20 protein-coding genes are annotated in these 22,526 nt (G+C 73.4%); 7 read left to right on the forward strand and 13 right to left on the reverse strand.

The genetic code is table 11. The features are described 5' to 3' along the window. Positions 1-27: 27 nt before the first annotated feature. A complete protein-coding gene (locus ACFP3R_RS26185) occupies positions 28-636 on the forward strand; it encodes an HD domain-containing protein (RefSeq protein WP_380639333.1) in 609 nt (202 codons plus the stop codon). Here the strand turns inward: ACFP3R_RS26185 and ACFP3R_RS26190 are convergent. From ACFP3R_RS26190 to ACFP3R_RS26220, 7 genes are all read right to left on the reverse strand, one after another. Further along, positions 611-1,183 (reverse strand): 1,2-dihydroxy-3-keto-5-methylthiopentene dioxygenase, encoded by a 573-nt coding sequence (locus ACFP3R_RS26190; RefSeq protein ID WP_380639335.1) that lies wholly within the window; start codon positions 1,181-1,183, stop codon positions 611-613. The genes ACFP3R_RS26185 and ACFP3R_RS26190 overlap by 26 nt on opposite strands. A gap of 19 nt (positions 1,184-1,202) precedes the next feature. Next, the gene (gene mtnB / locus ACFP3R_RS26195; RefSeq protein WP_380639337.1) at positions 1,203-1,826 is read right to left on the reverse strand and encodes a methylthioribulose 1-phosphate dehydratase; all 624 of its coding nucleotides are present in this window, start codon (positions 1,824-1,826) and stop codon (positions 1,203-1,205) included. Then, positions 1,823-2,503 carry an acireductone synthase gene (gene mtnC, locus ACFP3R_RS26200; RefSeq protein ID WP_380639339.1) on the reverse strand — a complete coding sequence of 227 codons (681 nt, stop codon included), beginning with the start codon at positions 2,501-2,503 and terminating at the stop codon, positions 1,823-1,825. The genes mtnB and mtnC overlap by 4 nt, the downstream gene beginning before the upstream one ends. Then, complete coding sequence (locus tag ACFP3R_RS26205; RefSeq protein ID WP_380639341.1) at positions 2,496-3,503, reverse strand: s-methyl-5-thioribose-1-phosphate isomerase; 1,008 nt, start codon at positions 3,501-3,503, stop codon at positions 2,496-2,498. Before ACFP3R_RS26205 ends, mtnC begins: the two co-directional genes overlap by 8 nt. Further along, entirely contained in the window at positions 3,503-4,627 is a 1,125-nt protein-coding gene (locus ACFP3R_RS26210) for an acyl-CoA dehydrogenase family protein (RefSeq protein WP_380639343.1), read from the reverse strand. The genes ACFP3R_RS26205 and ACFP3R_RS26210 overlap by 1 nt, the downstream gene beginning before the upstream one ends. 270 nt (positions 4,628-4,897) lie before the next feature. After that, complete coding sequence (locus tag ACFP3R_RS26215) at positions 4,898-6,040, reverse strand: hypothetical protein (RefSeq protein WP_380639345.1); 1,143 nt, start codon at positions 6,038-6,040, stop codon at positions 4,898-4,900. After that, positions 6,037-7,140 carry an XRE family transcriptional regulator gene (locus ACFP3R_RS26220; protein WP_380639347.1) on the reverse strand — a complete coding sequence of 368 codons (1,104 nt, stop codon included), beginning with the start codon at positions 7,138-7,140 and terminating at the stop codon, positions 6,037-6,039. Before ACFP3R_RS26220 ends, ACFP3R_RS26215 begins: the two co-directional genes overlap by 4 nt. Before the next feature lie 275 nt (positions 7,141-7,415). Here ACFP3R_RS26220 and ACFP3R_RS26225 point away from each other — a divergent pair, with 275 nt between their 5' ends. Together ACFP3R_RS26225 and ACFP3R_RS26230 are read left to right on the forward strand one after the other, a co-directional pair. After that, positions 7,416-7,589 carry a hypothetical protein gene (locus ACFP3R_RS26225; RefSeq protein ID WP_380639349.1) on the forward strand — a complete coding sequence of 58 codons (174 nt, stop codon included), beginning with the start codon at positions 7,416-7,418 and terminating at the stop codon, positions 7,587-7,589. An 88-nt stretch (positions 7,590-7,677) separates the two neighbouring features. Continuing rightward, positions 7,678-8,475, forward strand: a complete 798-nt coding sequence (locus tag ACFP3R_RS26230; protein ID WP_380639351.1) for a hypothetical protein — start codon at positions 7,678-7,680, stop codon at positions 8,473-8,475. Positions 8,476-8,705: 230 nt separating this feature from the next. Here the strand turns inward: ACFP3R_RS26230 and ACFP3R_RS26235 are convergent, their stop codons facing one another. Beyond that, positions 8,706-10,910: a terpene synthase family protein gene (locus ACFP3R_RS26235; protein ID WP_380639353.1), complete on the reverse strand. Its 2,205-nt coding sequence runs from the start codon at positions 10,908-10,910 to the stop codon at positions 8,706-8,708. Between the two features lie 195 nt (positions 10,911-11,105). On the opposite strand from ACFP3R_RS26235, the gene ACFP3R_RS26240 reads away from it, so the two are divergent. The 4 genes from ACFP3R_RS26240 to ACFP3R_RS26255 all read left to right on the forward strand — a co-directional run bounded on the left by ACFP3R_RS26240 (position 11,106) and on the right by ACFP3R_RS26255 (position 15,573). Beyond that, on the forward strand, positions 11,106-11,576 hold the full coding sequence (locus ACFP3R_RS26240) for an SRPBCC family protein (protein WP_380639355.1): 471 nt from the start codon (positions 11,106-11,108) through the stop codon (positions 11,574-11,576). Positions 11,577-11,701: 125 nt separating this feature from the next. Continuing rightward, on the forward strand, positions 11,702-12,520 hold the full coding sequence (locus ACFP3R_RS26245) for an ABC transporter ATP-binding protein (RefSeq protein WP_380639357.1): 819 nt from the start codon (positions 11,702-11,704) through the stop codon (positions 12,518-12,520). A gap of 48 nt (positions 12,521-12,568) precedes the next feature. Further along, a complete protein-coding gene (locus ACFP3R_RS26250; RefSeq protein WP_380639359.1) occupies positions 12,569-13,540 on the forward strand; it encodes an ABC transporter substrate-binding protein in 972 nt (323 codons plus the stop codon). Beyond that, positions 13,540-15,573, forward strand: a complete 2,034-nt coding sequence (locus ACFP3R_RS26255) for an iron ABC transporter permease (protein ID WP_380639361.1) — start codon at positions 13,540-13,542, stop codon at positions 15,571-15,573. The genes ACFP3R_RS26250 and ACFP3R_RS26255 overlap by 1 nt, the downstream gene beginning before the upstream one ends. Positions 15,574-15,826: 253 nt before the next feature. Here ACFP3R_RS26255 and ACFP3R_RS26260 read toward each other — a convergent pair whose 3' ends face one another. From ACFP3R_RS26260 to ACFP3R_RS26280, 5 genes are all read right to left on the reverse strand, one after another. Next, entirely contained in the window at positions 15,827-17,068 is a 1,242-nt protein-coding gene (locus tag ACFP3R_RS26260) for an IS701 family transposase (RefSeq protein ID WP_380639363.1), read from the reverse strand. Between the two features lie 526 nt (positions 17,069-17,594). Beyond that, complete coding sequence (locus ACFP3R_RS26265) at positions 17,595-17,912, reverse strand: STAS domain-containing protein (protein WP_380639365.1); 318 nt, start codon at positions 17,910-17,912, stop codon at positions 17,595-17,597. Beyond that, entirely contained in the window at positions 17,909-20,047 is a 2,139-nt protein-coding gene (locus ACFP3R_RS26270; RefSeq protein ID WP_380639367.1) for a glycogen debranching protein, read from the reverse strand. Before ACFP3R_RS26270 ends, ACFP3R_RS26265 begins: the two co-directional genes overlap by 4 nt. Beyond that, positions 20,044-21,849 (reverse strand): AGE family epimerase/isomerase, encoded by a 1,806-nt coding sequence (locus tag ACFP3R_RS26275; RefSeq protein ID WP_380639369.1) that lies wholly within the window; start codon positions 21,847-21,849, stop codon positions 20,044-20,046. The genes ACFP3R_RS26270 and ACFP3R_RS26275 overlap by 4 nt, the downstream gene beginning before the upstream one ends. Then, on the reverse strand, positions 21,839-22,456 hold the full coding sequence (locus ACFP3R_RS26280; RefSeq protein ID WP_380639371.1) for a DJ-1/PfpI family protein: 618 nt from the start codon (positions 22,454-22,456) through the stop codon (positions 21,839-21,841). The genes ACFP3R_RS26275 and ACFP3R_RS26280 overlap by 11 nt, the downstream gene beginning before the upstream one ends. Positions 22,457-22,526 lie beyond the last annotated feature (70 nt).

Here is a 22,526-nt window from a genome sequence, read left to right on the forward strand (position 1 = left end):
TTCGGACCCGTGCGGTGGGATGACCCCGTGCGCGATCCGGAGGCCCTGTGGCACGACGCCGTCCGCGCGCTGGGCGGCGACCACCCGCCCGGCGACCTGGCCGAGCGGTACGCCGAGCCGCACCGCGGCTACCACAACACCGACCACGTGCTGGCCGTCGTGCGGGACGTGACCGCGCTCGCCGCCGACCGGACGGCGGAGGAGCGCGCGGTGCTGGTGCTGGCCGCCCTGGCGCACGACGTGGTCTACGACGGCCGGCCCGGCGAGGACGAGCGCCGCAGCGCCGGGTGGGCGCGGGCGCGGCTGGCCGGGCTGCCGCAGGCGGAGCGGGTCGCGGAGCTGGTGCTCGCCACCACCGACCACACCTCGGACGACGGACTGGCGCGGCTGCTGCTGGACGCCGACCTGGCCGTGCTCGGCTCGGAGCCGGCGGACTACGAGCGCTACCGGCGGGCGGTGCGCGCCGAGTACGCGCACGTCCCCGACGACGCCTGGCGGGTCGGGCGCGGCGCGGTGCTGTGGTCCCTGCTCGACCGGGACCCGCTGTACGCCACGCCCGCGGCGCGCGCCCGCTGGGGCGCGCGGGCCGCGCGGAACCTGGCCGCCGAGCTCAGCTCGCTCGGTGACCCGCCATGAGCTGGTCGAACGTCGGGAACGACCGGGCGATGTCGCTGCCGGTGAAGTTGCCGACCCAGCCCTCGTCGTCGTGGAAGAACCGGATCGACACGTAGTCGGGCCGGGTGCCCATGTCGAACCAGTGGGTGGTGTTCGCGGGCACGCTGAGCAGGTCGCCCGCCTCGCACAGCACCGCGTGCACGCGGCCCTGGACGTGCAGGTAGAACACGCCGGCCCCGCGCGCGAAGAACCGGTCCTCGTCGTCGTCGTGGGTGTGCTCGGCCAGGAACCTGGCGCGCGACCCGGCGGCCGTCTCCCGCCACGCCGGGTCGTCCGAGGGGGTCATCTCCATCGCGTCGACCAGGACGTAGCCCTCGGTCCCGGTGACCCGCTCGACCCGGTCGCGGTAGGCGTCCAGGGCGTTCGCCGCGGTCACCCCGGGCAGGACGGGCCACTGCTCGTAGCGGACGCCGAGCCGCTTCAGCTCGACGGCGATCTCGGCCGGGTCGGCGGTGCGCAGCACCACGGTCCCCGGTCCGGTGTCCGGCCACACGGTCAGCAACGTCATCGCGCCCGCACCCTCTTCCTCAGGAGATCCCGACCTCGAAGCGCAGCAGCCACTCCAGGCACTCCAGCCGGTGGCGGGCCTGGAGGAGGTCGTCCCCCCACACGTACACCCCGTGCCGGGCGACGAGCAAGGCGGGCACGTCCGGCCGGAAGCCCGCCTCGAACGCGTCGCCGAGCACCCGCATGTCCTGGCTGTTCGGCACGACCGGCACGACGACCAGGTCGTCGTGCGCGTGCCGCCCGAAGCCCTTGAGCATCTCCAGGTCGCGCAGCCCCACCCCGCCGGGCGAGCGCTCGGCGGCCACCACGGGCGCGAGGGCGTGCACGTGGACCACCGCGCCCGCGCCGGACACCGCGGCGATCCGGCCGTGCAGGGCGGCCTCGGCGGAGGGCACGCGCACCGGGTCGTCCGTGCGGCCCGCGGCGTCGACCAGCACCACGTCGTCGGCCGTCAGCTCGCCCTTGTCCTTGCCGCTGACCGTCACGGCCAGCCGCAGCGGGTCGCGGCCCACGACCACCGACAGGTTGCCCGACGTGCCCCGCATCCAGCCCATCGCGGCGTAGCGGGCGCACTCGGCGGCCAGCGCCCGGCCGACGTGTTCGCCGGGGTCGGCTTCTCCGGGGTCCGCTTCTCCGGGTCTCACAGCGAGTCCGTGGTCCGGTGTGGACCGAAGTCGGCGTGCTCCTGGGGTTCCCCCGGCCGCGCCACGCCGACCGTGCGCCAGCCCGCCTCGGCGGCGGCGTGCAGCTCGGCGGGCACGTCCGAGTAGAAGGTGATGTCGTCGGAGCCCAGCGCGGAGGCGATCTTCCGGTAGGACCCGGCCTCGCGCTTCGGGCCCGCGTTGACCGTGTCGAAGTGGTGCTCGAACAGCGGGGTGAGGTCGCCGTCGGTGGTGTGCCGGAAGAACGCCACCTGCCCGGCCACCGAGCCGGAGGAGAACACGGCCAGCCGCGCGCCGGCGGCGTGCCACTCGCGCAGCGCGGGCACCACGTCCGGGAAGAACTCGGCGACCAGGTCGCCCCGCGCGTAGCCCTCCTGCCAGATCAGGCCCTGGAGGGTCTTGAGCGGGGTGACCTTCCGGTCCGAGTCCATCCAGCCGTGCAGCACCGCGACCAGCTCGTCCGTGCCGCCACCCACCCCGGACAGCTCCCGCACCCGCGCGACCGCCTCGACCACGGCCGGGTCGTCGGGGTGCCCGTCGATCCACGGGCCCAGGCGCGGGCGCGCGTAGTCGTACAGGGTGACCAGCACCTGGTCGGTGGCGCTGAGCGTGCCCTCGATGTCCAGCACGACCCACTCAGTGGTGATCCGGTCAGTCATGAACGTCCTCGGCGTAGTAGTCGGCCAGCTCGTGCGGAGCGTACGCACCGCGGTCGGTCACCACGGTGGTCACGAACCGCGGCGGGGTGACGTCGAAGGCGGGGTAGCGGCCGCGCGCCCGGTCGGAGGCCGTGCGGCGGCCCAGGGTGTGCAGCACCTCCTCGCCCGGCCGGTGCTCGATCGGCACGTCGCGGGCGGTCGGGGCGAGCCGGTCGGGCGCCTGCACCATGGCCAGGAACGGCACGTCGAAGGCGTGCGCGGCGACGGCCAGGCCGAGCGTGCCCACCTTGTTCACCACGTGCCCGTCCATGGTGACCCGGTCGGCGGCGGTCAGCAGCACGTCGACCTCGCCGGCCGACATCACCGCCGCGCCCGTGCCGTCGGTGATGAGGGTGGTGTCCACGCCCATCTCGCCCAGGGTCTCCGCGGTCAGCCGGGCGCCCTGGAGGTAGGGCCGGGTCTCCGTGCACACGAACCGCAAGCGCTTGCCCCGCGCCTGGGCCGCCTTGACGGTCTCGGTCAGGTACAGGTCGGCCCAGCAGTGGGTGAGCACCGCGCCGTCGTCGGGCAGCAGCGCGGCGGTGGCCTCGCCGAGCCTGCGGCTGCGGTCCCGGTAGCGCCGGTCGCCCGCGTGCGCGCCGGCCAGCGCGCCCGCTTCGAGGTCGTCGGAGGCGTCCACGCCGGCCAGCACCGCGGCCACGGCCTTGCGCAGCGCGTTGTTGGTGCGGCGGGTGCTCACCAGCAGCTCCCCGGCTCGCTCCAGGGACGCGCGGGCCTCGGCGCGGGGCAGGCCGCGGGCCTCCCGGGCGGCCAGCACCATGCCCCACAGCGCGGCGAAGTACGGGCCGGAGGACTGGGTGACCATGTCCTCGATCGCGGCGGCGACCTCGGCCACCGTGGCGCAGCGCACCCACACCCGCTCGAACGGGAAGTTCCGGCGGTCCAGGACGTGCACGCCGTCGGGCTCCAGGCGGACGCTGCGCGCGAGCACCGGCTCCATCAGCTGTACCCGGTGAACGGGGCGGGCTCGCCGGTCAGGAAGCGCGCGCCGACCTCGCGCGCCTTGTACGACACGGGGTCGTGCAGGGTGAGCGTGCGGGCGTTGCGCCAGAACCGGTCGAAGGCGTAGCCGGCCGCGGTGGCGCGGGCCCCGCACAGCTCGAACACCCGGCCGGTGGTCTGGTTGGCGACCCGGGTGGAGACGACCTTGGCCGCGGAGATCCCCGCGGCGGCCTCGGCGCGCTCGTCGGCGGTCAGGCCGGCGCCGCGCTCGGAGGCGGCGCGCAGCAGCTCGGAGGCGTGGTCGGCGAGCAGGCCGGCGGCCTGCGCGTCGGCGACGAGCTCGCCGTAGGCGGCCAGGACGTACGGGTCGTCGACGGCCCGGTCCACGCCGCTGAGGAACCAGGGGCGGGTGGTGGTGCGGGTGTAGCGGGCGGCCTCGGCCAGCGCGCCCTCGGCGAGCGCGACGTACAGCTGGGCCAGCACGAGCTGGAAGCCGAGGGCGGCCAGGGACAGGCGGGGAGTGGCCGTGTCGTGACCGCCCAGCACCTGCCCGTGCGGGACGAACACCGAGTCGAACGCGACGCCGCCGCTGGCGGTGAGCCGCTGGCCGATGTTGTCCCAGTCGCCGGCGTAGGCGATGCCGTCGGCGCGGGCGTCCAGGGTGAAGGTCAGCTTCTCGCCGGTGTCGGCGCGGGTGGCGCTGACCACGAGGCGGTCGGCCACGGACGCGCCGGTGGCGAAGGTCTTGCGGCCGGAGGCGGTGAAGCCGCCGTCCACGGGGTCGAGCCGCAGCGCCGCGTCCAGCGGGTTGCTCACGCCCGCCCAGAACAGGCCGTCACCGGCGTCGAAGGCCGGGTTGTCGAACAGGCCGCAGCGCCACACCTGGAGGTAGTGGTAGCCGAGCAGGTGGCCGATGTTGGCGTCCGCCGCGCCCACCACCCGGGTCACCGCCTGCCGGGTGGCCCAGTCGCGGACCGACAGCAGGCCCGACCGCCGCAGCACCTCGATTTCGGCGGTGGGCTCGGCGCCCAGGCGGTCGCGCTCGGCCGCGTCCACGCGCAGCCCGGCGGCCAGTTCCTCGGCGACGGTCAGCCACTTCCGCGGACCACCGGTGCTCGTCATCCCCTGCCTCCTGCCGGTTCATCCCCGGCAGAGGAGCCTAACCGGCGGGCGGCGGCGCGGGCTGAGCGTTCCGCCACATGGGAGGGGTGGGCCGGGACGGGGTGGGCCGGGACGGGGTGGGCCGGGACGGGGTGGGCGGCTCGGCGGTGCCCGCCCGGCGGACCCGTCGTGCGGCGCCGGCCCAGCGGCCCGACCCGGCGGGCCGACCCGGCGGCCCGGCGTGCGGTGCCGGCCCAGCGGTGCCGCCCCGCCGGCCCCACCGGCCCCGGCTCAGCGGGTCCGGCGGGCCACGTAAGCACCGTGGTCGGTCAGGCGCAGCACGTCGAGCGCGCCGCGCAGGTCGGTGGCGGCGCGCGGGTGCTTCTCCACGTGCTCGGCCCACGTCCGGCGGTCCTGGGCGAGCGCCTTCAGGTACCGCACGCACAGCGACGGCTCGATGGCCCGGCACCGCTTGCGGGCGGCCCGCAGCGCCATCTCCATCCGCAGCGCCTCGTCGTCCCGCCGGCGGCGCGAGCGCAGGCGCTCCAGGATGCCCTCGATCAGGGCGGCCCGGCCGAGCAGGAACTCCCACCAGTAACCCTCGTCGGTCGCCGCGCCGAAGCCGCCCTCGTCGTCCAGCAGCGCGAACACGCCCTCGGCCAGGCAGTCGCCGAACTCCTCGGTCTGCGCCCGCAGCTCGTCGGCGAACGGGTCGTAGGGCTTCTGGAGCACCTCGCCGGTCTTGGCCGAGCGGCGCAGGCCGTGGTCGTCGAGCAGGAAGAACCAGTCCTCGTTGTAGACGCTGGGGAAGAACGAGGTCATCGACTCGTGGCCGATGACCAGGGCGCCGCCGCCGATGAACGTGCCCTGCTCGCCGCCGGTCTCGCGGTGGGCGTGGCACACCACCGAGTTGTCCGGGAAGCCGCCGACGGCCAGGCCGACCGCCGCGAAGCCGGCCGAGACCAGGCCGGCCGCCGAGTCGAGGTCCCGGGGCCGCGGCACCGCGATGTCGTCGTCGAGGAACGCCACCCGCTCCCAGCCGAGCACCCGCGACACCAGCAGGCCGAGGTTGCGCTTGAGGCTGGTGTCGGTGCGCCGCTCGAACTCCGTGCCGCGCAGCACCTCCGTGGTGGCCAGGCGCGGCATCAAGGGGCGGGGCAGCCGGCCGACGTCGAGCACCAGCGTCTCGACGCCGCTGCCGCGCGCCAGCTTCGCCGTGCGCTCGGGCGAGGCGCTGCCGCTGGTCAGCACGACCAGGGGACGGCTGAGGGCGGCGGCCACGTCGACCGCCGTGGACAGGTAGCCCCAGGGCCGGTTCGTGGGCACCACGACAGCGTCCACCTCACCGGGCGGGCAGTCCGCCACCGGCACGGTGGCGAGGAGTGTGCCGTGCGACGCGTGGTGCCGCGCGACCGTCTGCGGAGCGGTGTTCAACCGGTGCTCACCGGCCATTCCAGGAGTCGGGACCCGGGCTGGTTCCAGTCCGGCGTGACCACCTGACCGTTGACCACGAGCACCCGGGTGAGGACGCTGTAGGCGGCTTCGCCCGCGAAGCGGGTCTTCAGGTAGCGGAAGTTGCGGTCCCGGAACCGGACGTCGGTCAGCGTGCGCACGACGCCGAGGGTCCCCCGGCCGTACATGCCGTTGCAGACCGTGACCGTCCTGCTGTGGTTGAACGGGTTCGGACCGCGGTAGAAGTGCGCCACGTCCTCGTGCAGCACGTCGGGCTGGTCGGGGGACGTGCCGAGCACGGGCGCGTAGAGGCGTTGCGCGCCGTCCGGCAGGCTCGCGATGAACCCGCCGGACTCCGACTCGTGGTGCCGGCCGACCTGCTCGACCGGCAGGTCGACCCGGTCCTGGAGCTCGCGGATGACGAAGTTCCAGTCCACGCCGCCCAGCAGCACCAGGTGGGTGGTGTAGTCGTCGGGCGAGAGCTCCGAGGCGATGCGGAAGCGGACCTGGCTGCGCGGGTTGAGCGCGCGGATGTGGCCGTGCAGCTCGATCAGCGCGTCCAGGTCGGCGTAGGTGTACAGCTCGACGTAGTCGGGCTTGGCCGGGTCCGCGTACGGCATCCGCTCGCGCATGTCCCGGGGCAGCTGGGCGACCACGATGGTGATGTCGTGCGGGTCGTCGAAGTACCAGAACCCCGGGTCGTCGTCGCTGGTCGCGCGGGCCGGGGCCCGTCCCGGCGCCCGCCGCCCGGCCGCGCGCAGCTCGGCCAGCTCGGCCAGCAGCTCCTCGCGGCGGCGCAGCTCGTCGGCGGTCAACTCGTCGACGCCGAGCAGCCGGTAGGGGCGCTCCCCCACGGACCGCCTGGTGGCGAAGAAGGTCGCGTAGGCGGCGAGGCGGTGCAGCGGCGGGGTCTTGGGCTTGGTGCGGCTCTCCCACGACGACAGCAGCGGCACGCTGGCCGGCTTGTCCGCGCTGAGGGCGTCGGCGAGGTCCCCCTGCGTGATCGGGACGTCCGGCCAGCACTCCTCGCGCAGCGCCCGGAGGCGGTGCGCCAGCCGGTGGGAGCCCTCCACAACCGCCACGAGTGCCGCGCCCCTTCAGTGAACTTCAGCTCGGGTGCTGAAGCGAGGAACATACACGATATTCCCCAAATTTCGCGAGTCGAAGCCGCAATTGGGCCTTGTCACCCAGCTGGGACCCGACTTACCCTGATCCTACTGAGATTCAGCAAATTTCAGTGATCAGAGCTGAAGTTCACCCAGGACAACCTCCGGGGGTAACCGTGAACGTGCTCGCCGCCTTGGCCCAGTCCTCAGCCCAGTCCTCCGACCCCACCGGGTGGCCGACACTGGTGGTCATGATCATGATAGGCGCGTTGGCGCTGCTCCTGGGCCTGGCCCGGCTGCTGCGCCGCACGCTCAGCGTGCTCACCCGACTCCTCGTCTCGGCCGGCGCGGTCATGACCGGGATCGCCACCACGCTCGCCATGTCCGCCGCGGTCACCACCGTCCTGCTGGTGTACCTGCGCTGAACGCCCGGCGCACGCGCGTCGACCACCCGGTGGCGGCTCCACCCTTCGACTACGGTGTGCGGGCCCGCACCGGAGGGGGAGTCGCACGATGGTCCTGTCCTGGAGACCGCAGTCCGGGAGAACCGCCGTCGCGGCGCGCCCCGGGAGCCCGGGACCGCGTCCACACCGGACGTCCACACCGCACCTGCTCGAAGCCGAACTGCTGGTCGGCTACCTGTCGCTGCCGACGTGCCCGCTGGGCAACAACGCCTACAAGGAACCCGACCAGCCGAACGTGGTCCGCTGGGGCTCGCCCGGCGACGCCTCGGGGTGGGTCAACCGGAGCCAGTGCGCGTCGTTCCAGACGGCCGTGCTCCGGCGGACCTACCCGTGGGCGACGTCCCGGTTCTTCCGCACCCACTTCGGCGCGGCCAGCCCGTTCGCCCGCGACTACCGGCTGGCGTTCGCCGAGCGGTCCGTGCCGCACTTCGAGCGCGTGGACGCGGTGGCGGACCTGCGGCCGGGCGACCTGATCGCCGTCGACTACCGCAACGACCAGGACACCAACACCGGGCACATCGTGATGGTGCGGTCGGTGAAGGGCGTGTACCGGGCCCCGGTGGCGTCGCTGAACTTCCCCGGCGAGACGCAGTACGCGGTCGAGGTCGTCGACTGCACGGCCGAGCCGCACGGCCGGTACGGGGTGGGCAACTACGCCCGGTTCCCGGACAGCCGGATCTTCCACGCCGGCGCCGCCACCGACGGCGCGGGCTTCGGGCACATGATGTTCTACGCCTCGGACACCACCGGCGCCTTCACCCGCTACCGGTGGAGCGTGAACACCTCGTCCACCGGCGCCTACCCCACCACCGACCGCCCGGTGTCCGCCACCAGGATCCTCCCCTGACCCCGCGCGAGTCGTACCTCCAGCCCGCGCGAGTCGTACGTTCAGACCGACCGTGTCGTACGTTCAGGACCCCCGAGTTCAGCATTCGCGACCCGGTTCGGCGCGCTGAACGTGCAACTCCGGGGTCCTGAACGTGTAACTCGGGGGTCCTGGGCGTACGACTCGCGGGGTCTGGGCGTACGACTCGCGCGGGGGAGCGGTTCTTTCTTCTTTTCTTCGTTGCTCCCGGTTTATTTGTTGTTCATCACCAGGCGTGTGGACGAGGTGCCGAGCCCGGTCGGGCCGAGGGGTGACCGGATCACGACGGGTTCCCGCGGGCGGTTGTGCTCCTCCAGGGCCGCGTCGCCGTAGCGGTGGGTCTTGAAGTGCCACTCGACGATGGCCGCCATCCAGTCCCGGAGTTCGACCGCGTACGTGAGCAGCGTGTCGCGCGCCGGCCGGTCGAGGTCGAACTCCTCGAACAGGGCGGGCAGCTCGACGTCCACGATGTGCTCGAACTGCTTCATCCGCGCGGTCTGGAGGTCGAGCACCACCTGGTAGGCGCGCTCGAAGCCCACGTCGAGGAAGTTGCGCACGACGAGCACGAGGTTGTGCAGCTCGCCCTCGTACTGGACCTCCTTGCGGTAGGAGAACAGGTCGTTGACCATCCACCCGTAGTCCGCGGCGGCGTTCTCCATGCTCTGCACGGTCCGCGTCCGGTAGACCTCCGGCGGCACCGCGTCGCCGTGGCCGAACCTGGCCAGGCTCTTGGTCAGGTCCGAGCCGAACGTGCGGCGGCGCATCTCCACGTAGTCGACCGGGTCCGGGATGCGGTTCACCTCCTGGTTGTGCAGCTCCCACAGCCAGGCGTCGAGCATCGTCACCACCGCCTGCCGGAAGCCCTCGCGGTGCGCCAGCGGCATCGGGGCGGCGGTGCGGCGCCACAGGTCGGCCAGGCCGAGCTCCAGCGGGGTGACGGGCGTGATCGGGGCCGCGCCCTCCACCGGCATGAGCTGCTTGAGGCGCTCGGTGGCGACCTTCGCGGCGGCCAGGTCCGGGGTCCGGCCGAACACCAGCGGGTAGTAGTCGTCGCCGTAGGTGCCCCAGGCCAGCCAGTCCGCGGACAGGTCGAGCTCCTCGCGGCCGGCGTCCGGGTCGATGCCCGCCGAGCACAGCGCGAAGTCGTACCCGCGCAGCTTCTCCGCAGTCCAGACCCGCGGCACGTCGTCGTAGAAGCCCATGTCCCCGCACCACCGGACGTTGTGCTCCAGGGACTCCCGCCAGTGCGGGTTGATCGTCACCGGGTGCGGCGAGTACATCTCGGGCCACGCGAACGGCGGCACCTGCTCGAACGGCACGTGGCCGAAGGCGCGGGCCCGCTGCGGCGCGGTGGCCAGGATCGAGCGGAGTCCCCCGGTGCCCAGGCCGGTGGGCCCGCCCAGCACCGGGGTGGTGACCGCGCCCTCGTTCATGTAGCGGCTGGAGCGGGCGTGCCACTCGTGGCCGCCGGACTGCCAGTCCTGGAGGCCCTTCACGTACGCCAGCACGGCGAGCCGGCCCTCCGGGTCCACGCCGTGCTCGTCCAGCAGCGGCGGCACCTCGGTGAACGCGGTGTGCTCGAACTGGTGCAGGCGGGAGGTGAGCAGGTCGTTGACCGCCTCGGCGGCCTCCTGGGTGGGCAGGTCGAGGAACTTCTCCAACACCAGCACGCCGTTGCTCAGCTCGCCCTCGTCGAGCACCTCGCGCTCGTAGGAGAACAGGTCGTTGCGCAGGTGGACGGCGTCGGCGAAGGTGTCGCGCAGCACGCCCAGCGGGCGGCTCAGCGCGATCCGGGCGGGCACCTCCATGCCGGTGACGTGCTCGACCAGGTTCGCCGACCACGGCGCGCCGCCGACCTTGCGGCGCATCTCGACGTACTCGACCGGGTTGGCCAGCCGGCCCTCGGAGATGTTGAGCAGCTCCCACATCGACTCGTCGAGCAGGTGCTCGGTGTTCTCGGCGAACCGGCGGCGCCAGTCGGCCGAGTGGGCCGGGACGGTGCGCTCCCAGAGGTCCTTGAGGCCCTTCTCGACCGGGTTGGTCGGCTCCTCGGTGATCGGCCCGTCGACCGGCATGAACAGCGGCAGCCGGTCCAGGTACGCCTTCGCGCCAGCGAGGTCGGGGTTGCGCTTGTAGAGCTCCAGGAAGTGGTCGTCGAAGTAGAAGACCCAGACGTACCAGTCGGTGACCAGGTCCAGGTCGTCCGCGGTGGCGTCGGGGTGGGTGTAGGCGCAGAGCAGGGCGTAGTCGTGCGAGTCGAGGTCGTGCTCGGTCCAGATCACGGTGCCGTGCTGGGGCACGTCGACCATGTCCATCCCGTAGGCCCACGCCTTCGTGTGGGTGCGCGCGCGGTCGAGATTGGGGTTCAGCCGCGCCGGGTGGGGCAGGTAGAACTCCGGCAACTGGAACGGCTGCATTCGGCACGCGCCTCTCGCGTCGGTGTGGCGTACCCCGGTACGCAACCAGTGCGGGGGCGCCCCGGCCAAGACCCCCGGGGGTTGATCCACACGTTCGAGAGCGGGTGTCCCCCGGCGGGCCCAACGCGGTGCTGCTGGCGGTGTCCGCACTCCGCGTGCCCGGTGCTCCGGGGGGACAGGCCGCACACTGGGGGGATGCCGCGCCTGGAACCGGTTGACGAGGAGTTCTTCACCGCGGCGCCGCAGCGCCGCAGCTACGCGCTGGACCTGCCGGTGTCGCCCGAACGGGTGTGGCGCGGGCTGACCGCCTCGAACCCGCTGTGGTGGTGCCGGCTGGCGACGGCGGAGTACGCCTCGCCTCGCCCGTTCGGGGTGGGCACGACGCGCCGGGCGACCGCGCTGGGGGTGCTGCGGCTGCGCGAGAGCGCTTTCCGCTGGGAGGAGGGGCGGCGGCAGTCGTTCCGGGCGGAGTCGGCGAACCTGCCGCTGTTCCGGCGGTTCGGGGAGGACCACCTGGTGGAGCCGGCGGCGGGCGGGTGCCTGTTCACCTGGACGTTCGCCTGGGAGCCCGCGGAGCGGTTCGCGGGGCGGCGGTTCTGGGCGGAGCGGACGGCGCAGGTGTGCGCCGCGCTGGCGGCGGACACGCGGCGTCACTTCAGCCGGTGAGGGGTGGCCCGGTCCGGGCGTCCCCCGACCGGGGCGACGTGCGCTCCGCGTTGCGCGGAACGTCCCGGAAGCGCGACGAGTTCCACCCGAAGAGGGGGTCTTACGGCTTAGGTTAGGCTCCCCTCATGTCCAGAGGAGACGCGCTGCTCGCCGGTGAGGACCTGGTCCTGGCGCACCACGACCGCACCGTCGTGGAGGGCGTCTCGCTGAGCCTGCGCGCCGGCGCGGTGACCGCGCTGGTCGGCCCGAACGGCTCCGGCAAGTCGACCGTCCTGCGCTCGCTGGCCCGCCTGCACCGGCCGCGCGGGGGACGGGTCGCCGTGGGCGGGCGCGCCGTCTGGGGCCGGTCCGCCCTGTCCGGCAAGGAGTTCGCCCGCAGCGTCACCCTGCTGACCCAGCAGCGGCCCACCCCGTCGGGCGTCTCGGTCCGCGACGTCGTCTCCTACGGCCGCCACCCGTACCGCGCGGGGTGGCGCGGGGTCGACGTGGAGGGCGGCGCCGCCGTCGCCCGCGCCATGGAGCTCACCGGCGTCACGCCGATGGCCGACCGGGGCGTCGACGAGCTGTCCGGCGGCGAGCTGCAACGCGTGTGGCTCGCGTCCTGCCTGGCCCAGCAGACCTCCGTGCTGCTGCTCGACGAGCCCACCAACCACCTCGACCTGCGCTACCAGGTCGAGGTCCTGGACGTGGTCCGCGACCTCGCAGACCAGGGCGTGGCGGTCGGCGTGGTGCTGCACGACCTCGACCACGCCGCGGTCGTCGCCGACGAGGTGGTCCTGCTGTCCGAGGGCCGGGTGGTCGCCGCGGGCGCGGTGCGGGACGTGCTGACCGGCGACCACCTCTCCCGCGCCTACGGCGTCACCGTCCACGTCGCGGACGACCCGGTGACCGGCGCGATCCACTGCCGCCCCCTGGGCAGGCACGCGCCCCGCACCGTCAGCTGATCCGAACAACCCCGAACAACCCCGAACAAGCCAGGAGAGGTGCGAACCATGCGCTGGTCGACCCCTGCCCTCGTCGCCGCGGCCGTGCTGCTGTCCGCCTGCGGCACCACCGAGACCCCGACGACCACCCCCACCAGCGCGGACAGCGCCGGCGGGCCGGTCACCGCGACCGACGCGCGCGGCAAGGAGGTCAGGCTCGACGCGCCCGCCCAGCGGGTGGTGGCGCTGGAGTGGGCCGAGGCCGAGATGGTCGCCTCGCTGGGCGTCATGCCCGTGGGCGTGGCCGACGCCGCCGGCTACCGGGCCTGGAACAAGGCGACCCCGCTGGACGAGGGCGTCGCGGACGTCGGCACGCGCGCCGAGCCCAGCGTCGACTCGATCGTCGCGCTCGACCCGGACGTGGTGATCATGGCCGAGGGCCGGGACACCACGCTCGCGGACAGGCTGGAGGAGTACGTCCCGGTCGTGGTCACGAAGTCCACCGACGCGAGCCGCAACTTCGACCGCCTGCGCGAGGAACTGGGCGTCATCGCCGGGGTGATCGGCAAGGACATCGAGGCCGACACCCTGCTGGACGAGATGGACCAGGCCCTGGCCGACGGGAGGAAGGCCGTCGCGGACGGGGGCGCGGCGGGCACGCCGTTCGTCATGGCCGACGGCTGGCTGGAGGGCAGCACCGTCAACATCCGCCCGTTCGGCAAGGGCTCGCTGGTCTCCGACACCGCCGAGGCGCTCGGCCTGGTCAACGCCTGGACCGGCGAGGTCGACGCGCAGTGGGGCCTGGGCGCCACCGACGTCGAGGGCATGACCGCGATCACCGACCCGAGGACCGTGCTGTTCTACAGCGCGTCCGAGGACGACGTGTTCACCACCGGCCTCGCGCAGAACCCGGTGTGGCAGCGGCTGCCGTTCGTGGCCTCGGGCCGGGTCGTCAAGCTGGAGCCGGGCACGTGGACCTTCGGCGGTCCCAAGTCGGTCGTGCGCGTCGCCGAGCAGTTCGTGAAGGCCGTCACCGCCTGATGTTCCGCGCCGCCGCCGTGACGGCGGGGATCGTGGCGGTCGTCGCCGCGCTCTCCGCCGTCCACCTCACCCAGGGCACCGCCGACACCGGCGTGCTCGACGTGCTGGCCGCCCTGGTGGGCCGCGGGGACGCGCAGACCCTCGCGGTGCTGGAGGGCTCGCGCGTGCCCCGCCTGCTCACCGCCCTGCTGCTCGGCTTCGCCCTCGGCGTCGCGGGCGCGGGGATGCAGTCGGTGGCCCGCAACCCGCTGGCGTCCCCGGACACGCTCGCCGTCAACGCGGGCGCGCACCTGGCCGTGGTGGTCGTCGCGGCGTTCGGCCTGGGGCTGCCCGTGCTGCTCACGGGCGCGACGGCGTTCGCGGGCGGGCTGGCCGCGGCGGTGGTGGTGCTGGGCCTGTCCGCCGGCGGGTCGACCAGCCCGCGGCTGGTGCTGGTGGGGTCGGCGGTGGCGCTGGCGCTCCAGTCGCTGACGATGCTGCTGCTGCTCCTGTTCGAGCAGGAGACGACCGGGCTGTTCGCCTGGGGCAGCGGGTCGCTGTCCGTCGGGGACCTGCGGACCACCGGGCAGATGGCGCCGGTGGTGCTGGTCGCGGTGGTGGCGCTGTTCTGCATGGGCCGGTCGCTCGACGTCCTCGCCCTGGGCGACGACAACGCGACCGTGCTGGGGCTCAAGGTGCGGCGGACGCGGGTCGGCGCGGTGCTGCTGACCGTGGCGCTGACCGCCGCCGCGGTGAACGTGGCCGGGCCCGTGGGCTTCGTCGGGCTGAGCGCGCCGGTGATCACCCGGCTGCTCGCGCCCCGCGTACCGGGGCTGGGCCGGCACCGCCTGCTGCTGCCGGTGTCCGGCCTGGTCGGCGTGCTGATCGTGCTCGGCGCGGACGTGCTGCTGCGGGCGGTCATGGGCCCGGCGGCGGCGGTGCGGGTGCCGACCGGCGTGATGACCACGGTCCTCGGCGCGGTCGTGCTGGTGTGGCTGGCGCGGCGGAGCCGGTCGAGCGGCACGCCGCGGCAGGCCCCCGCCGGGCGGGTCGGGCAGGCCGGCTCGCGGGGGCGGCTGGTGGCGGTCGGCGCGGTGCTCGCGGCGCTGGTGGTGGCCGCGCCGGTGGCGGGCCTGATGCTGGGCGACCGGGTGGTGCTGCTGGGCGACCTGGCGAACTGGGTGTCCGGGCGGACCGGGACCGCGCTGACGTTCGTGCTGGACCAGCGGCTGCCGCGGGTGCTGGCGGCGCTGACCGCGGGCGCGGCGCTGGCCGTGGCCGGCTGCGGCATCCAGGCGGTCAGCCGCAACCCGCTGGCCGAACCCGGCCTGCTGGGCATCACCGCCGGCGCGGGGCTGGGCGCGATCACGCTCATCACGGTGGTGCCCGCCGCGGGCGCGTGGGCGATCGCCGGGGCCGCCGGCGGTGGGGCCGTGGTGGCGTTCGCCCTGGTCTACGGGCTGGCGTGGCGGTCGGGGCTGGACCCGGACCGGCTGGTGGTCATCGGCATCGCGACGTGGTCGGGCGGCACGGCGCTGATCACGCTGCTGATCGTGACCTCGGACCCGTGGAACACGGCGAAGGCGCTGACGTGGATGTCCGGCTCCACCTACGGGCGGACGCTGGAGCAGGTCGTGCCGACCGCGCTGGCGCTGGCGCTGCTGACGCCGCTGCTGTGGGCGCGGCACCGCGAGCTGGACCTGCACAGCCTGGACGAGGACACCCCGCGGGTGCTGGGGATGCGGGTGGAGCGGTCGCGCCTGGCCGTGCTGACGGGCGCGGGCGTGCTGGCGGCGACGGCCGTCTCCGCCATCGGCGTGGTGGCGTTCGTGGGCCTGGTCGCGCCGCACCTGGCCCGGTCCCTGGTCGGCGGCCGGCACCAGCGGGTGATCCCGGTGGCGGCCGTCCTCGGCGCGGTGCTGGTGAGCCTGGCCGACACGATCGGGCGCACGGTCGTCGCGCCCGCGCAGGTGCCCGCCGGGCTGGTGATCGCGCTGCTCGGCACGCCGTACTTCGTGGTGGTGCTGTGGCGGACGCGGGAGGCGCGCGGCTGACCCGGGGCCCGCGGCCGCCCCGGGTGGGCGGCGCGGTCGCGGGCGCCCCCGAGGTGGGCGGGGCGGTCGCCGTGCCGCCTCCTCTCCGGCACGGCGAGCGCCGTGACGGCCTCCCGACCCGATCCGCCGGGCCGTTCGAGCAGGTCACGCGGGTCCCGCCCGGACGCGTCCCGTTCCCCGCGGAACTCCGGCACGCCCGGTGCGCCCTCCCGCGCGCGGCGCACATGCCTCGCCGTTGAGGCATGTGCGCCGATCAGGACAGCTGCCGTTCCCGCCGGCCCGGCACCGCGCTGCGCTTGGCGAACGTGTAAGCCGCCGAGACGAGCGTCATGTGGTGGTGCCAACCCCGGTACGACCGGCCTTCGAAGTCCAGCAGCCCGTAGTGCGCCCGCAGGTCCAGCAGGTCGCACGCGGTGCGATCGACGAGTGCCCCCAGTGAGATGACCTCCGCCGCGCGGAGGTCGGTGCGGTTGGTCAACCACAGCTTCACGCGGCCTCCCTGCCGCGAGGTGCCGACCAGTTGGAGCGCGGGCCCGCCGCGCCGCCCGGGGTCGACCGGCAGCCGCACCGGCACCGACACCGCCTGCGTGGCCCGGTGCTTGCCGTCCACGCCCGGCGCCCAGGTGACGACCTGCCGGTGCTTGATGTCCGCGCCCCGCAGGCAGTCCCGCGCCCGGACCAGGTTGGGCCCCCGCTGCGGGCCGAAGCCGCTGCGGACGGCCGCGAGGTGCGGTCCCGGCACCACCTCGAACGCGTCCGGCACCTCGAAGACGAAGTCGGCCCCCAGTTCGGCGAGCCTCGCCATCAGCCGGTGCGCGCCCGCGGTGTGCCGCAGGTCGCCGACCACGGGCGCGCGGGGGACGCCCCACTCGCCCACCTCCTCGACCAGGTCCAGCGCGTACCGCCACTCCGGCAGCGCCTCGACCGAGTCGGGGATGTACGCGCGGTTGCGGCGGCGTTCGTCGTCGATCCACCGCCTGGTCAGCTGGATCCGCCAGTTCACCGGGATGCTCGCCGCCTCCCCGGCCAGGAACAGCCCGGTGCCCAACTGGCAGTTGATCGCACGACCCTCGCTCGGCACGAACCTGCGTTCCACGCCGACCGAGTGCTCCCCCCTTTTCGGAATGGTCGTGTCGGCGATCACCCACGCCCTCGGGGACAGCAGCTCCTCAACTTCTCCCGCTATTCTGGAGCGCACTTCCCGCCAGTCCCACGGGCTTTGGTTTATGAACTGTTGGAGCGATTGCGAAACAGGTAACTCGAGCACCTCCTCAGCAATTCTGCGGACAGACTTCCGACCACGCCCAAGCAGCAGCCCCCTGAGATAGACCTCAGCCCATCTGCGCTGGTCAGAGCGCGGAAGGGAGCTGAACTTGTCCTGCGCGAAGTGTGTCACCTCATCATTCTTGGCAAGCGAAAGAGCAGTGCGAAGACTGTCCTCGACCACCGTAAGACCCCCGAAACTGTCACATGTCGTACTCAATCGATACTCCATATGGGGAACGCGTGCGGCAAGCTACTTGCGGCCAAGCCGGGACGATCTCGTGAGGTCCGAAACGCAAGCGCTATCGCAAAATACTTATACAGCGCCCCAGTGGTGCTCACCCTCTGTGAGGAGAGCATTGTGAGGGCACTGCGGGCCGCCTATCGACATCCACGCCAACAGGAAAAATCCGGCTCCGGGGCGCGTCCCGTCGAACGATGTTGATCACCCTGAGTAGCAGGACGACAGGGCCAGTCGGCGGATGAGCACTTCGTACATCCGGGTGGAAACCGGTCACCTCAGTTGGCACGCAGCGTTATATAGTTGACCGTTCAACCTGGAGGGGCGCGTGAGCGCCCCGGACGTGGAATCCGCTCCGGCGGCGTTCGGGGCGCACCGCGGATTCGCGCGGCGGGGCGCGCCGACATAACCACGTGTTGGTAAACAGTTGACGTTCAACCGATATACCCGGGTGGTGGTTCGCCGGCGCGCCCGCGCCTTCGTGAATGATTTTCCCGCGGCCGTCAGGCCATTTCGTTCAGGCGACGCGTTCGGCGATGGTGACCGCCTGGTCGAAACCCGCCAGCCGGATGACCTCCACCACCCCGGCGCTCGCCCCCACGACGATGATCGACGCCGAGGGCGGCAGCTGCTGCTGCGCGAACGCCAGCGAGCGCACGCCCGCCGAGGACATCGCCACCAGGCCGGTCAGGTCCAGCACCAGCCGGTCCAGCGGCCGCCGCGCCGCCTGCTCCACCAGCGACCGGAACACCGGCGCGGTGCCCGCGTCCAGCTCACCGGTCAGGTAGACGGTGCCGGTGCGGCCGTTGAACCCCAGGTACGCCTCGAAGCTCACCGCTGTCCTCCCTCGCTGTGCTGTGCGGAACCGTCCTCTTCGGACCCGGACCCTGGTCCGTCCTCCCCTGGCCCGTCCTCCCCTGGCCCGTCCTCCCCTGGCCCGTCCTCCTCTGGCCCATCCTCCTCTGGCCCATCCTCCTCGGACACGGGCAGCGCCTCCAGCACGACCACGGACTTGCCCGCCACCACGAGCGACCCGCGCCGCCCGCCCGCGCCGGACCTGCCGGTGGCGGTGTCCACGGCCACGTGCCACGCCGTGCCCCCCGGCGCCTCCGGCAGCTCCACCCCGGTCGCGGCCAGGTCCGTGTTGGCCACCACGAACACCGAGTCCACGCCCTCCTCGTGCAGCAGCACGGCCAGCAGCCGCGAGTCCGCCGACCAGTCGGGTTCGAACGGCCGCGCGCCGTGCCAGCTCACCGCCGGGTACCGCCACCCGGGCACCGGCTCGCCGCCGGGGTGCCCGGCCCGCCGCAGCACGGGGTGCCGGGCGCGCAGCGCGGTCAGCGAGCGCACGAACCCGACCAGGTCCCGGTTGCGCTCGGCCAGCCCCCAGTCCACCCAGGTGATGTCGTTGTCCTGGCAGTAGGCGTTGTTGTTGCCCCGCTGGGTGCGGCCGAACTCGTCGCCGGCCAGCAGCATCGGCACGCCGTTGCTCACCATCAGCAGCGCCAGCGCGTTGCGCGCCTGCCGCCGCCGCAGCGCCAGCACCCCCGGGTCGTCCGTGGGTCCCTCGACGCCGCAGTTCCAGCTCTCGTTGGCGTCGTGGCCGTCCCGGTTGTCCTCGCCGTTGGCCTCGTTGTGCTTGTGGTCGTAGGACACCAGGTCCGCCAGCGTGAACCCGTCGTGGCAGGTCACGAAGTTCACCGAGGCGCCGGTGCCGCGCCCGGCGTACAGGTCGGGCGAGCCGATCAGCCCGCCCGCCAGCTCGCCCGCGCCGCCCGGCGCCGCGACCAGGAACCGGCGCAGCGCGTCGCGGTAGCGCCCGTTCCACTCCATCCAGCGGCCGTAGGCGGGGAACGAGCCGACCTGGTAGAGCCCGCCCGCGTCCCACGCCTCGGCGATCAGCTTGCGGTCGGCCAGCACCGGGTCCAGCGCCAGCGCCTCCAGCAGCGGCGGGTCGGGCAGCGGCCCGCCGTCGCGACCCCGGGACAGGATGGAGGCCAGGTCGAACCGGAAGCCGTCCACCCGGTACTCCAGCGCCCAGTGCCGCAGGCTGTCCACGACCAGCTCGCGCACCACGGGGTGGTTGCAGTTGAGCGTGTTCCCGGTGCCGCTGAAGTTGTAGTAGTCGCCGTCCGGGGTCAGCAGGTAGTACACCGCGTTGTCCAGGCCCCGGAACGACTGCGTCGGCCCGCGGTGGTCGCCCTCGCCGGTGTGGTTGAACACCACGTCGAGCACCACCTCGATGCCCGCCGCGTGCAGGTCGCGCACCAGCTCCTTGAACTCGCGCGGCGAGCCGTAGGACGCCTTGGGCGCGAAGAACCCCACCGGGTGGTAGCCCCAGGTGTTGAGCCGCTCGGGCGCGCCGGGCACGTCGGTCTCGTCGAACTCGAACACCGGCATCAGCTCGACGCAGTTCACGCCCAGCTCCCGCAGGTGCGGCACCTTCTCCCGCAGGCCCGCGAACGTGCCGGGCGAGGCCACCCCCGAGGACTCGTGCCGGGTGTAGCCGCGCACGTTCAGCTCGTAGACCACCAGGTCCTCGACCGGCAGGCGCGGCGCCCGGTCGTCGCCCCAGTCGAAGTCGTCCGGCCGCGCCACCGCCGACCGGTAGCGGGGCCGCCGGCCCCACGTCCCGCCGCCGGGCAGCAGCCGGGCGCGCGGGTCCAGCAGCAGGTCGTCCCGGCCGTCCACGCGGTAGGCGTAGTGCACCAGGTCCGGGTCGAGGCCGACCACGGTCATCGCCCACACGTCGCCGACCCGGTAGTCCTCCGGGAACGGCAGCTCGGCGACCTCGTCGCCGCGCTCGGGGTCCAGCAGCACCAGCGACACGCGCCGCGCCGAGCCGGAGGCCACCGCGAACGCGATGCCGTCCGGCGTGGCGGTCGACCCCAGCGGCAGCGGCGGGGCGGGTGCCACCCGGAACCCGTCGACCCACCGCCGCGCCCCCGGCGCCCGGTCCACGGCGGTCATGCCCCCTCCACCGGCACGAGCCGCGCCTGGACGGTCACCGCCGAGGCGCTGTCGGGCAGCCGCACCGCCATCGCGTCGGGGTCGAAGTCCCGGTACGGCTCGCCGTCGACCAGCACGCCGTCGAGCCGCACCCGGCCCGCCGGCAGCAGGTCCGGCGCCACCCGCAGCAGCCGGTCCGGGAAGTCCGCGTCCGGGCGCGGCTTGAACCACAGGTCCAGCGGCTCGCCGCGCACCAGCAGTCCGGTGTAGACGGTGGCCAGGTAGCACAGCTCCGCCGCGTGGTACATCGACATGGAGTGGCTGCCCTTGAGCCGCTCGGTGCCCACCAGGTACGGGATGCCGTTGTTGAGCACGTTGAAGTACACGCCGCCCTCGTCGTGGTCGAGGAAGAACGCGTTGTAGAACGCCGCCGCCTCCCGGCCGTGCGCCAGGAACTCGTCCGAGCGCCGGTGCCCGGCGAGCACCAGGTAGGCCAGGATCGCCTGCTCCTGCTGCCACCACGCCTTGCGGTCGTGCCACACGAAGTCGTGCGGCGGCTGCCGCTGCACCAGGTCGTACCAGCCGCCGCGCTGCCCGTCGCGGCCCACGTCCGGCATGGAGCGCGCCAGCTGCTCGGCCACGCGCGCGTAGTCGTACTTGGCGCGCGCGGCGTTCATCCGGGTCAGGTTCCAGGCGATCTTGAGGTTGTGCCCGACCACCGCCCGGTCCTGCTGCCAGCCCCACTCGCGGTCCGGCGTCCAGTCGCCGTGGAAGCGCTCCTGGACGAACGGCGTGCCGCGGTCGGGGAAGTGCGCCACGACCATGTCGAAGGTGTGCTCCAACGCGTCCAGGTGCCGCGGGTCGCCGGTGGCCAGGTACAGGTTGAACAGGTACGCGGGTGCGTGGTCGCCGACCGAGTTCCAGTTCTTGCGGGCCCGGTTGCGCCCCAGCGCCGGCGAGTGCGGGCTCAGGTCCACCGGGTCGATGTGCGACCAGTAGCCGCCGCGCGCCGGGTCGGCGAAGAACCGCTCGAACAGCCGCACCGTGCCGTCGATGTCGGCCTTGGTGGCCGGGTCGCCGGTGACGCGGTAGTTCTGCACCAGGCCGACCAGCGCGTAGATCTGCTCGTAGGCGGGGATGGCGCGGTAGTCGTCGTCGAACTCGGAGGTGAACAGCTTGCGCTCGCGGCCGCCGTCCACGTCGACGCCGTGGTACCAGTAGGTGACGCCCAGGTCGGTGTCGACGAACCGCATGTGCTCGCGCAGGTAGGCCGAGCCGCGGTCGGCGACGGTGAGGAAGTCCTCGTCGCCGGTCAGCATGTACGCCGAGGCCATGCCGTAGACCAGGCGGGAGATCGTGTCGGTCTCCTGGACGTGCCGGCCGTTCTTGTCGCCGCCCAGCCGGATCTCGGTGCGGTAGTCGGCGTAGTCGACCTCGCCCGCGCCGAACTGGGCGCGCCGGTAGAACCGGGCCAGCTCGCGCAGCTGCTCGACCCACCAGCCGGGCCGCTCGAACACGTGGTCCTCGGCCTCGTCGCCCACCAGGACCAGCTGGGTGGCCTGGTAGCGGAGCCCGCCCGGGTCCGGGTAGACCGGGCCGTGCGCGAACACCAGCCGGCCCGGCCGCAGCAGCTCGGCGAGCCGGCCGCCCGCGTCCCGGTACGGCTCGCCGAGGTTGCGCACGACCTGCGCGGAGGTGGTGTCGGTCAGCTCCAGCGCGACCGCGCGGCCGTCGAACGTGCGCAGCCGCAGGGCGCGGCCGGCGAACGACTCGACGCGGCCGGCGGTGGTGTCCGAGAACGAGTAGGCAATCTCAGCGCCCACCGTTGCCCCTCGCCACCAGCATCTCGATCACCGTGCGGGCCAGCAGGTTGCACTGCTCGACCGTGCGCGAGGTGACCAGGTCGCCGTCCACCACCACGTCGCGGCCGGTGTAGACCGCGCCCATGTTGCGCACGTCGCCGACCAGGTTGTTGTGGCAGGTCACCGGCCGGTCGCGGACCAGCTCGGGCACCGACGACAGCAGCAGCAGGCCGTGGCAGGAGAACGCCTTGATCAGGTTCGGCAGCCGGAACGCCCGCCGCATCACCTCGACCGCGGGCGCGGGCCGGCTGACGTTGTCGGTGTAGCGCAGCCGGTCCGCGACCATGCCCGAGGGCACGATCAGCGCGGAGAACCGGGACAGCTCGTCGTAGTCCAGCTTCTCCAGGTCGCCGCCCACCTCGATGGGCGCGCGCTGCTCGTGGCCGGTGAAGGTCAGCGAGTCGCTGCCCCACAGCCGGGTCAGCAGCTCGACCTGGGCGCCCTCCTCGGCGAACCGCATCCGGTAGTAGGCGATCTCCTCCTCGACGTAGTCGCTCTCCATGAGGATGCCGACGCGCCTGCCCTGGAGCCTGCCGGTCGTGCCGGGGACTTCCGTGGTCTGGGTCATTGTCCTTGCCTTCGCTCGGTGGTTGGCCTCGGGGCGGCCCGGCCCGACGGGTTCGTCGACCCGCCGGGCC

The organism is Saccharothrix lopnurensis, assembly GCF_042658445.1.
GTDB lineage: Bacteria > Actinomycetota > Actinomycetes > Mycobacteriales > Pseudonocardiaceae > Actinosynnema > Actinosynnema lopnurensis.